This window comes from Clostridium caldaquaticum (assembly GCF_023806125.1).
Classification (GTDB): Bacteria; Bacillota; Clostridia; order Clostridiales; family Clostridiaceae; genus Clostridium_AT; species Clostridium_AT caldaquaticum.
The window spans coordinates 26,503-38,588 of the sequence record NZ_JAMSKT010000009.1 but is presented as its reverse complement, the minus strand read 5'-3'; the positions used below and the strand labels follow the sequence as shown (position 1 = coordinate 38,588).

The following is a 12,086-nucleotide window of genomic DNA, read 5'->3' as shown; positions in this document are numbered from 1 at the left end:
ATGGCTCTTTTATTTGGGAACAAACCTTTTAAAAATGACTGAGGAGCAGTTTTGGAAAAGTACACCTAAGAAATTACAAGCTCTTTTTAATGTATACAAAAGAGTAAACGGAATAGAGGAAGAACAGGAGCTTGATTATATAGATAACATTATTTTCTAACAGGGAGGTGAGATGATGGCAAGAGATGCAAATACCGTAGTTGCAAGAGTAGGTCTTGATGATAGAGGTTTTCAGGAAGGTGTTGCCAAAATACAAAGGAGTCTAAAGGTTGTTCAAAGTGAATTTGCAGCAGCTTCTTCTAAGCTTGGTGACTTTGGTAAATCTGAAGAAGGTCTAAGGCTGAAAGCAGATACTTTAAATAAACAGATAGAACTTCAGAAGGATAAAATTTCAGCATTAGAAAAAGCATACCAAAAGAGTGTAGAAACAAAGGGCGAAGATGCAAAAGCTACTGAAAATCTAAAAGTTAAGCTTAATTATGCTACAGCAGAGCTTAACAAAATGGAAAATGAGCTGAAAGAGACAACAAGAGAACTCAAGGAAAAAAGCTCGGCTTGGTATAAGCTGTCTGAAAGCATGAATAGTGCAGGAGAAAAGATGAAATCTGTAGGAGAGAAGATGTCCTCAGTTGGAAGTAAGCTTTCAACTGCTGTAACACTTCCTCTAGTTGGAATAGGCACTGCTGTAACTAAAATGGCTATGGATGCAGTAGAATCAGAAAATCTCTTTGAAGTAGCTATGGGTTCAATGGCTGGAGATGCGAGGAAGTGGTCAGAAGAAACTTCAAAGGCTCTTGGGCTTAATGCATATAATGTTAGAAAAAATGTAGCAACCTATAATTCAATGCTTACCAGTATGGGGCTTACAGCACAAGAATCACTTAAGATGTCAGAAGGCTTAACTCAGCTTTCCTATGATATGGCTTCTTTTTATAACTTAAAACCGGAAGAGGCATTTGAAAAATTAAAGTCAGGTATTTCAGGTGAAGCAGAGCCACTTAAGGCATTAGGTATTTTAGTTAATGATAATACAATTAAAACCTATGCTTATTCTCATGGAATTGCAAAGCAGGGTGAAGCTTTAACAGAACAGCAGAAGGTAATGGCAAGATATGGCGTTATTATGGATTCTACTAAAAATGCACAGGGTGATCTTGCAAGAACTATGGACAGTCCAACAAATAAGCTAAGAGTAATGAAAGAACAAGCAGAACAACTTGGTATTCAGTTTGGTCAGCTTTTAATTCCTATACTTGAAAAGCTTATAGGAGTTATAAAGCCATTGATGGATAAATTTCAAGGGCTATCTAAAGAGCAGCAGGAGATGATTGTGAAAATAGGTTTAGTTGTTGCAGCAGTTGGACCTATTATAGGAATAATAGGTAAAGTAATTAGCATAGCAGGGACTTTATCTACTGTAATAGGAAGTATATCAGGAGCAATGGCAGCGTCAGGAGGTGCTTCGGCGGCACTTGGCGCTGTATTTACAGCATTAACTGGTCCAGTTGGAATTGCAATAGCTGTTATTGCTGGACTTGTTGCTGTTGGAGTTCTTTTATATAAAAACTGGGATACTATAAAAAATACTGCAAGTGCAATATGGCAGGCTCTTACTACAAGCATTAGTAATTCTGTATCAGCAATAAAAACAGCAATAGTTTCTACTTGGGAATCTATAAAAGCTGTGGTACTTCCAATAGTTGAGGGAATAGCAAATGTTATTAAAACTATATGGGAAGGTGTAAAGACAGGATTTACTTTTCTATGGGAAGTAATAAAAGCTATCTTTATCAGTGCTTGGACTATTATTTCATCTATTGTTCAAACTTATATAAATATAGTTACTGCTGTCATTAGTGTTGCTTGGCAGCTTATTCAGACTGTAACAACCACTGTGTGGAATGCTGTATCTGGGGTGATAAGTACTGTTTGGAATGGGATAGTTAGCTTTCTAAACCCTATAATTCAAGGAATAGGGAATGCAATAACCACTGCATGGAATAGCATAAAATCTGTTACAACAACAGTATTTAATGCAGTTTCTTCAATAATAAATACGGTCTGGAACTCAATATTGAATTTTATTAGACCAATAATAAATTCAATAGTTTCTACTTTGACTACAGCTTGGAACACTATAAAATCAGCGACAACTACCGCTTGGAATGCTATACAATCAGCTTTAAATGCTGTATGGAATGGAATAAAAAATACAACCACATCTATTTGGAATTCTATCTCAAGTTTCTTTTCAAGTATGTGGAGTGGAGTATCAAGTTTATTCACAAATACAGTGAACGGTATTAAAAATACTGTATCTAACGTATGGAGCAGTATTTTATCAGTGACAACTAGTATATGGAATAATATTAAATCTGCAATAATGACTCCAATCAATGCTGCAGTGAATTTTGTGAAGGATCAGTTAGATAAAATAAAAGGTTTCTTTGATAGACTGGATATTAAATTTCCTCATATTAACCTGCCACACTTCAGTATTAAAGGTGAATTCAACTTAAATCCTCCAAGTGTACCTCATCTAGGTGTAGATTGGTATGCAAAGGGAGGGATTTTTAACAGACCTAGTATAATCGGTGTTGGTGAAGCAGGAACTGAAGCTGTACTTCCAATTGACAGGCTAGATGAACTTATGGCTAGAGCAATGGAAAAAGTAAAAGGTAATGTAGGCAGTGTAGGACTTACACTTCATATAGAAAACTTCATTAATAATTCAGATAAGGATATAGAGCAGCTTGCCTATGAACTTGAATTTTACAGGCAAAGAGTTTCAATGGGAAGGGGTGGTGCTTAATGCTTAGTTTTAATTTTGGTGGAAAAAACAGCTATACTGATTATGGCATTATTATTTCTAAAAGACCATCTCTGCCATCACCTAAAAGAAGAGTATCATATATAGATATCCCGGGTAGGGATTCAAATTTAAGATATGATGAAGGAACTTATGAAGATATAACAATTGCAGTAGAATGCAGTATTAAAGGCAATAACATAGCTGAAAAGCTAGATAACATAAAAGCATGGCTATTTGGAGCAGGAGAAAGTGATTTGATATTTAGTTTTCAGGATGATAAAAAATATAAAGCACAAGTAGTTAATGCCATAGATTTTAAACAAGTATTCAAATACACATCTGTTTTTCCAATAATATTTAACTGCAAGCCTTTTAAATACGCTGTGCAGAATAACATATTTACTATTACTGAAAATGGAACTTCAATAATAAATCCAGGTACTTTAAAAAGTGAACCGATTATATCCGTCTACGGATCTGGAAAGATAAGTGTTACAGTTAATGAAACTTCTGTTAACTTAAATGATATAACAGGAAAAATCATATTAGATTCAGTTTTGCAAGATGCTTATAATGATGCAGGAGATAACTTAAACAGTAAGGTAAACGGTGAGTTTATAACTTTAAAAACAGGTTCAAATAAATTTCAGTGGACTGGAAGTGTTACTAAAATAGAAGTAGTTCCAAATTGGCGGTGGTTATAATGATTTATGTATATGATAAGAAAACAGTAAGAGGAAACTTTGATAATAATGGCCTTGCAGTTTTAGATGAATGTATAACAGCAGAAGTAACTCATGAACTAAATGGGGATTACAGTTTAGAAATTCAATACCCAGTTGTATCTAAAAAAGCACAGTATTTAGAGGAGTTCAATATTATTAAAGCTGATGGACAGCTTTTTAGAATATATAAAGTAGAGAGAACGCAGGATAAGATAAGCAAGGTAAAGGTATGGGCAAGACATATATTCTATGATCTTGCTTTTTATTTTATAGAATCAGCAAAAGTACTTAATGCAAACATGAAAGAGGCTATTGAAGGAACAATGCCACCCGAACTTCAAGGGCTATTTTTCTTTAAAGCACCAGAAAAAAATATAGCGCCTTTTGCGGTTAAAGAGGTTAATGCTGTAGATGCTGTTTTTAGACTTATCGAAATTTATGGTGGAGAACTCTTTAGAGATAACTTCAATATAGAGATAAAAAATTACATTGGTGAAAATAACGGAATCTTAATAAAATACGGCAAAAACATAAAAGGAATGAAGGTTATTGAGGATACCAGTGAGCTTGCTACAAGGATATATGCAGTAGGAGCAAATAATCTATTGCTGCCAGAAAGATATATAGAAGTAGAGGGAGAAAGAGCAAAATTACTTCCCTATCCCATAACCAAAAGGGTCGAGTTTAAGGAGTGCAAGGATGTAGAAAGCCTTAGAGCAAGGGCTGAAGAATATGCTGAAAAGGCTGCAAGTCCAAAGGTATTTATAACAATAGATTTTATGGAACTAAGCAAAACTGAAGAATATAAAAGTTACAGCCATCTTACTAAAGTTAATGTTGGCGACTTTGTAAAGGTAAGAAATGAAAAGATAGCTGTAACAACTGATTTAAGGGTTATAAAGAAAAAGACAGATTTAATTAATCCTATAAATACAAAAATAGAGCTTGGTGATCCTTTAAACACAATTATTGAAAAACTTGATACTAGTAAGCTTTTAGAAGAAATACAAAGTGCTATAAGCGGTACTTTAAGCAGTGTAATAATCAAGAAAAACAGTGATACCATAACAATCAGCACTAGCAGTTATCCTGCTATGATAGTTGGAATAACTGCAAAGGCAGATACAAATTTAAACTGTAATATTACTATGACTGGTAAGGCAAGTGCAGACTGCACGTTAACAATTCTGTTTTCCTTAGATGGAAAATACTACGATTTTAAACCAATTCAAAAGTTAGCATCAGGAGATAATGTTATAGGATTGCCGCTCCCAATGCCACAGGTAACAGCAGGAGACCATACTTTTATGGTGGAGATGAAGGTTTCAAATGGAACATTTACCATTGAAAAGAATAACCTGCAGGTAAGTATTGAAGGAAGAGACTTAGAGGGAGGACTTAGTGCAAGTATACCAAGGGCAGAGATAGTTTATACCTTCCTTTATAATCTGTTCAATATCAAGATTGGAACATATACCTTTAACGTTGGTTATGATTTTAAGCATTATTCGGATATTACTTCAGGAGAAATGGATACTTGTAATTTTGAAGTTTTTAATAGCAGATTTAATGTTGGAAATGCAGCTCATGGCAACCCTGCTTTAATACTTAATGTAATGGGAATTATAGAAGAATTTAATAACAGTAAATCAAGCAGTTATGCTTTTGATGCTTACTGGGTTGAGTTCAGTTCAGATTACGATAAAAACAAAGATGGAACCTATGACTTTTATAATAGAGCTGCTATAAAAGAACCTGTTTTAAAAAGAGAAGGCGGATATATTGAGGACTTGGGAAATGGCATAATTTATGCTGCAAATGTGCCAGATACAACACTTTATAAGGATTTGCTTGCAATAAATGCATATCTTAAGCAAGTATAGGAGGAGCGGATAATGCCAGTAATAAATCAAATATCACTTCCAAAAGGAAATGCAGGAATGACACTTTATGGTACAAGAAATGATGATAGTACAGTAACTCTTCCTGATATAGGCTTTAACTTTAATTATAACGGTTCAGCCATAAGACAGCTTTACACAAGCGGTAATACCTGGGTAGGTTTTGGGGCATCATCAGAACATCTTTGTATTAACAGAAGAGATGCCAGCTATAACAATCTTTATTATGACAGTGAAGTAGAATATAGCACAAAGCTTTTCAGAATAAGGTTTGAAGGAAATAGTTCCTATAGCAGTTGGGGCAGCAATGACCTTATCTGGGAACTTTCTATTTTTGAAACTGGAGTAATAAGACTTGTTGTTGAGAAGATACCTAATAACGGTACAAATAGTTTTGTAAATCCAAATGTGGGCACTCAATCATTGGCATTAGGAGCAGGGAAATCATATATTTTTACTCCAGCTGATTTATCAGGCAAAAATTATACAGTGCAGGAAGGTTCATATATTCCATGCATAACGAAATTTCTTATGGTGGATAGTGATGGAGTTAAAAATTATCAAGGCAGCACATGGACTAAAATTGGAGATTTACCTCTAACAGAAGAAATGTTTAAAACCTACGGCGTTGATATTCTGCCTGCATCTATGGCAGGACTTTCAGGCACTTCACCAGCTCTTTATATTTATACGGATAATCCAGATATTAAGGCAAATAAAAACAGCAATAGATTCTTTATTGAGAAGACAGTAACAAGTAAGCCAAAGGTAATTATTCAAAACTATGATTTTAACATACATGATGGGAAAACCATAAATAAACTTGAAGCAATTGTTCAATACACTAAGAAAGATTCGAATTTAAATGATGTTACAACCAATGGAAAGATAAGAATAGCTTTAAGTGTTGATTCGGGATTAAGCTGGCTTACTTATAATATTAATGCATCAAGCTTTGAAAGTATTGATATTACAGATTCAGCTGCATTTTTGGCAAATGGGATAAATCCTACAATACTTACAAGCTTAGATTATGCAGCTTTAAACGCAATGATTGCTCAAGACAGAAAACTTAGATTTGCTTATATTTTAGATAAACCAACATTAAATGATGTGTGTAAATTAAGAAAAATCAAAATTCTTTACAACTGAGGGGTGATGATATGTTCATTGAAGGGCAGCCTTATGAAAGTATTGCTTACAATAAAGATTTGCTTACAGGTAAGATTTCTGAAAGTAAAAAGAGTAAGAGACAGAGAGGTATTAAAGGAAAGGTTTTATTAGAACTTTTTAATGCAGAAACTAAGGAGAAGATAAAGGAAGCATATACAGAAAATTTAATACCAGATTTGTTTTTTAAAGATACATTTTTAGGACATTTTGTTCAGGGAATCATGGGTTCTGGTGGTAACAGAAGGTGTGATAATTATAGCTGGTTTGAGTATCTTTATCTTACCGACAACGATAAACCAGAAAATGCTAATGAACAGAGAGTTATGGGAAATATTATAGGTTTTGCCCATAGAAATAATACTTACTCTGGAAATGATACAAGACGTGGAACTATAAATAGAGCAGAATCAAAATTTGAAGTTACAGATTCTAAAATAAAGATGAATTTTGTATTTGACTTTCCAACCCATGCGGCAAACGGTAAAATTGAAAGTATTTACTGGGCAGAGGGTGACCCTGATAATAAGGATTATTTTTATTCAGGGGCTGCAATCTATGGAAGGGAAACAGCTGATTCAGATTATGCTGTATATAATACTACAAATCCTAAAAGGTATTGGGCGTTGAATACTTTATTTTCTTATGCAAGAACTATAAAATTTACAAGTCAAACAAAGGGGTGGATATTAGCAGATTCAAGGGATACAAGCTTAACACAGTCAAGCTACATCCAATTTCCAGACAGCTTAAAAGGACACTGGCTTATGATTCCATTTGATATAAATACAAATGATGTTGTGTTTTGGGATAAGGTTGTCAAACTTTTAAATTCAGAAGGAAATGCCTTAAACATTGACAGCAGTCACGCAGTAAGAAAATATGACGGTCTTTCCTATGTATGTCCGTATATTCAGTCAGATGGAGAGCTTATTTTTATTGGGTATTACCTTTACAGCATAAATAGTGAAAGCTATATGAGAATATATAAGTGGACAAAAGTAGGAGTTCAATTAAGCTTTGTTGATATAAATATGAGCCAAAATTTTAAAGATACAGCTTATAATGTACCTTTCAATTACAGAACCGTTTCAAGTGATGGGATTTATCTTGACGGCTGTATTGATATTGTTGGGTATACTTCAAGAACTGATTCTCAATTTAATGAAACAGTTTATACAAGTAGATGGATTAGGGTGGATGCCGCAGGCAATAAGGTTCAGGATATGAATATTAAACCTAAGATTGGTAATAGCACTTGGTTTGGAAATAAGGGGATGGATAGCGGAAATATTGAGAGAAGATGCTATGTATATAATTTTTATAGAAGCGCCAATAGAATATATCTTTATTATACAAGCACTCAAGGGGGTACAAGCTTTTATCAAGTTATAACTCCTCAAGGGAATTTACTGGAAGCCTATAAAATGTATTTCAGTTTTCCTAACAATTACAACTATTACTACTACCATAATATCCTTGGTACTGACAGGTGGATAAGCAGATACACTTATGCTTATAACAACTATGTTCAATTATGTATTCAAGCTCTTTTAACAAGCAGACCTATTGGAGCACATACCAAGCTTGCACAGCCTGTTGAAAAAACTGAAGCAAATACAATGAAGGTTCAGTATATGTTTGAAGTAGATTTAATTAACTATGGAGAAGATTTTTATTAGAGTGGAGGGATTTACAGTGAAAAACACAATTAATGTTATTCAGGCGGTATTTGCTGCCATTGGCGGCTATATTGGTTGGTTCTTGGGAGGAGCTGATGGCTTTATGTATGCACTGATTACCTTTGTTGTAATTGATTATGTTACAGGCTTAATGGTAGCTGTGCTAGAAAGAAAGCTATCAAGTGAGGTAGGGTTTAGAGGGATATTTAAAAAGGTGATGATTTTTACATTGGTTGGCATAGGAAATATAATAGATGTTTATCTCATCAAAAACGGTAGTGCGATTCGTACTGCTGTTATTTTTTTCTACATTTCCAATGAAGGTATAAGCATTATAGAAAATTCAGCTAAGGTTGGACTACCAATACCAGAGAAACTAAAGGATGTTTTAAAACAGCTAAATAAGGAGGATGAAAACAATGGCTAGATTATGTTTTGACTATGGACATGGTGGAGAAGATCCAGGAGCAACTTATAATGGCAGAAAAGAAAGTAATGATGTTCTAAGCATAGGTAGAGCTGTAGCAGCAGAGGTCAGAAGGCATGGAGTTACAGTTGATGAAACAAGAACGACCGATGCTACAGTAAGTCTTAATGATAGAAGTGCTTTTGAAAATAGAAATACCTATGATTATTTCATATCCTTCCATAGAAATGCCTTTCAGCCAGAACAAGCTAGGGGAGTTGAAACTTACACATATTTAAATGGAGGAGCAAAATCAAAAGCATTAGCACAGAGGATACAAACATCTCTTGTAGCATTAGGTTTTGCAGATAGAGGTATAAAGGAAGCTAACTATCATGTGTTAAGGGAAACCAAAGCTTCAGCAGTTCTTGTTGAGATAGGTTTTATTGATAATACAGGGGATAACAACATGTTTGATAGTAGAAGAAATGAGATTGTAAAAGCAATTGCAAAAGCAATTTTAGCACAAGTAGGGGTTGCTTATATTGAACCTTCAGCACTAACGCAATCAGAGAGAAAAGAAACTCTTTATAGAGTAATGGCAGGTTCATATTCAGTAAGAGAAAATGCTGAAAATCAAGTACAAAAGTTAAAGGCTGCAGGCTTTGATGCAACAATTATGATATTTAATAAGTAGACGTTTTTCTTTTATTTAGCTTGACTTCTATCACCTTTAGAGTGATGTATAGTAGTACCAAATTGATAGAAGGGAGAAACTAAAATGCGTGTTAGGATTATTGAACCTGTAAAAAAGCAGGAAAATAAAAAGAAAAGGGTTTGTGCCTATGCAAGGGTTTCAACCGACAGTGAAGCTCAGGGGGAATCTTTAGAAAATCAAATCCAGTATTATGAAAATGTGATTTCAAATAATCCTGATTACGAATATGCAGGTGTATTTGCTGATAGAGGAATTACCGGCACTACAGATAATAGACCAGAGTTTCAAAGAATGCTTAATCTTGCAAAAGAAGGGAAAATAGACTTAATCATCACCAAATCTATCTCAAGATTTGCAAGGAACACAGCTATAATGCTTCAAGTAGTAAGAGAACTAAAAGATATTGGTGTAGAAATAGAATTCCAAAAAGAGAATATCAAAACTTTATCAGGGGATGGAGAGCTTATGCTAACCGTCCTCTCTTCTTTTGCCCAGGAAGAAAGCAAAAATGTCAGCGATAACTTAAAGTGGAGGGTAAAGAAGAAGTTTGAACGAGGAGAGCTGATTATAAATACCACAAGATTTTTAGGTTATGACAAGGATGAATACGGCGATTTAGTTATAAATCCTAAAGAAGCAGAAATAGTTAAAAGAATATTTGAAGATTACTTAAAAGGCAAAGGGACATTTACCATAGCCAAAGAATTAAATGAAGATAAAGTGCCTACTGTTGCAGGTGGCAGATGGCAGGAAAGTACAATTTTAAATATCTTAAAGAATGAAAAATACAAGGGAGATGCCATACTTCAGAAATACTACACTCCAGACCATTTGAGAAAAGTGAGTGTAAGAAATGAAGGTGTAATTGACAGCTATTATATTGAAGATAATCATTCTCCCATAGTTTCAAGGGAAATGTGGGAGCAGGTTCAGATAGAAATTGCAAAAAGAGCAAAAGCAAAGGGAAATAAAGCAGGAGATACAAAAAAATATACAAACAGATATCCATTAACAGGAATGCTTTATTGCAGCAAATGCGGCTCCGTTTTAAGGAGAAGGACATGGAACAGTAAACACTCCTGTAAGAAGATAGTATGGCAGTGCAGTAACTATATTAAAAATGGAAAAGATGCCTGCAGTGGAACATCAATTGATGATGAGGTTATAAGCAGGCTTAATATAGAAGAACCAATAATTGTAAGGGAGGATGTTAAGGATGGCAAGAAATATTACAGTTATACCTGCAAGAGCAAACAGGACCAACTTAGCAGAACAAGTACAGCCGCAGAAAAAGAGAATGGCAGCTTATTGCAGAGTATCAACAGACCAATTAGAACAGTTATCAAGTTATGAAGCACAGGTAGCTTATTATACATCCTATATAACAAATCATCCAGATTATGAATTCGGAGGAATTTACGCAGATGAAGGGATTTCAGGAACAAATACTAAAAAGCGTGAGCAATTTAATAAAATGATTGAGGATTGCAGAGCAGGAAAAATAGATATGATAATAACCAAGTCTATATCAAGGTTCGCAAGAAATACTCTTGATACTTTGAATTACGTAAGACAGCTTAAGGAATTAGGCATTGGAGTAATATTTGAAAAGGAAAATATTAATACTTTAGATTCAAAGGGAGAAGTACTGCTTACTATCCTCAGCTCTCTAGCCCAAGATGAATCAAGAAGTATAAGTGAAAACTCAACATGGGGTATAAGGAGAAGGTTTGAACAGGGAAAGCTTCATATAAACCACACAAAATTTTTAGGCTATGACAAAGATGAAGAAGGAAACCTTGTGATAAATGAAAAGCAGGCTAAAATTGTGAGAAGAATTTATAAAGATTACCTTGATGGTAAAGGACCAAACAGAATTGCAAAGGAGCTTGAAGAAGAAGGTGTTCCTAACTGGAATGGAAAGCCTAAGTGGTATGAAAGCAGTATAAGAAAGATTTTAAGTAATGAAAAATATAAAGGTGATGCACTTCTTCAAAAAACGTACACAGTTGATTTTTTAACCAAAAAAAGAGCAGTAAACAACGGAGAAGTTCCAATGTATTATGTTGAAGAAAGCCATCCTGCAATTATTGATAAAGAAATGTGGGAGTCAGTACAGCTTGAAATGGAGAGAAGAAGAGCTTTTGCAGAAAAATATAACATCAGTAAACTTGATTATGCCACAGTTGATAATCCTTTTGCAGGAAGAGTTATCTGCGGACACTGCGGCAGTGCCTTTGGAAGAAAGGTGTGGAATTCCACAGATGAAAGACTTAGAAGAGTGGTTTGGAGGTGTAATAAGAAGTATGAAGTAAAGGGGAAAAAGAGCTGTGAAAATAAGCATATAGATAATAATGTTTTATATCAAGCCTTCGTAAATACGTTTAATGTGATGGTGGAGAATAAGGACTACTTTACAGAGAAGTGGAAGGAAGGACTTAAAAGTGAGAATGTATTGGTAAGATATAAGGCAAAACAGTTTATGGGGATTTTAGCTGATGCAGAGAAGGTAGAAGAATTTGATGTTAATATGTATTTTAGATTAGTAGAGAAGATGACAGTGTTTGATGGGGAGAAGATAATAGTTAGTTTGCTTGATGGGACGGAGATTGAGGTTGTAGTTGAATAAGATGAAAGTAGATTTCAATAAATAGATCATGGGACAAATATAT

The 12,086-nt window shown here is 34.3% G+C and carries 10 protein-coding genes; all 10 read left to right on the top strand.

The annotated features are described in order from the left end of the window. Window positions 1–13: 13 nt before the first annotated feature. Entirely contained in the window at window positions 14–160 is a 147-nt protein-coding gene (locus M2651_RS07360) for a hypothetical protein (RefSeq protein ID WP_252131702.1), read from the top strand. Between the two features lie 15 nt (window positions 161–175). Further along, on the top strand, window positions 176–2,812 hold the full coding sequence (locus M2651_RS07355; RefSeq protein ID WP_252131701.1) for a phage tail tape measure protein: 2,637 nt from the start codon (window positions 176–178) through the stop codon (window positions 2,810–2,812). Continuing rightward, on the top strand, window positions 2,812–3,516 hold the full coding sequence (locus tag M2651_RS07350; RefSeq protein WP_252131700.1) for a distal tail protein Dit: 705 nt from the start codon (window positions 2,812–2,814) through the stop codon (window positions 3,514–3,516). Before M2651_RS07355 ends, M2651_RS07350 begins: the two co-directional genes overlap by 1 nt. Beyond that, a complete protein-coding gene (locus M2651_RS07345) occupies window positions 3,516–5,420 on the top strand; it encodes a phage tail spike protein (RefSeq protein WP_252131699.1) in 1,905 nt (634 codons plus the stop codon). The genes M2651_RS07350 and M2651_RS07345 overlap by 1 nt, the downstream gene beginning before the upstream one ends. A 12-nt stretch (window positions 5,421–5,432) precedes the next feature. After that, the gene (locus M2651_RS07340) at window positions 5,433–6,590 is read left to right on the top strand and encodes a hypothetical protein (RefSeq protein ID WP_252131698.1); all 1,158 of its coding nucleotides are present in this window, start codon (window positions 5,433–5,435) and stop codon (window positions 6,588–6,590) included. Window positions 6,591–6,601: 11 nt separating this feature from the next. Beyond that, entirely contained in the window at window positions 6,602–8,290 is a 1,689-nt protein-coding gene (locus M2651_RS07335) for a hypothetical protein (protein WP_252131697.1), read from the top strand. Between the two features lie 16 nt (window positions 8,291–8,306). Then, window positions 8,307–8,717 (top strand): phage holin family protein, encoded by a 411-nt coding sequence (locus M2651_RS07330; protein WP_252131696.1) that lies wholly within the window; start codon window positions 8,307–8,309, stop codon window positions 8,715–8,717. Beyond that, complete coding sequence (locus M2651_RS07325; RefSeq protein WP_252131695.1) at window positions 8,710–9,393, top strand: N-acetylmuramoyl-L-alanine amidase; 684 nt, start codon at window positions 8,710–8,712, stop codon at window positions 9,391–9,393. Before M2651_RS07330 ends, M2651_RS07325 begins: the two co-directional genes overlap by 8 nt. An 84-nt stretch (window positions 9,394–9,477) precedes the next feature. Then, on the top strand, window positions 9,478–10,767 hold the full coding sequence (locus M2651_RS07320) for a recombinase family protein (RefSeq protein ID WP_252131694.1): 1,290 nt from the start codon (window positions 9,478–9,480) through the stop codon (window positions 10,765–10,767). Further along, the gene (locus M2651_RS07315) at window positions 10,712–12,043 is read left to right on the top strand and encodes a recombinase family protein (RefSeq protein ID WP_252131792.1); all 1,332 of its coding nucleotides are present in this window, start codon (window positions 10,712–10,714) and stop codon (window positions 12,041–12,043) included. Before M2651_RS07320 ends, M2651_RS07315 begins: the two co-directional genes overlap by 56 nt. Window positions 12,044–12,086 lie beyond the last annotated feature (43 nt).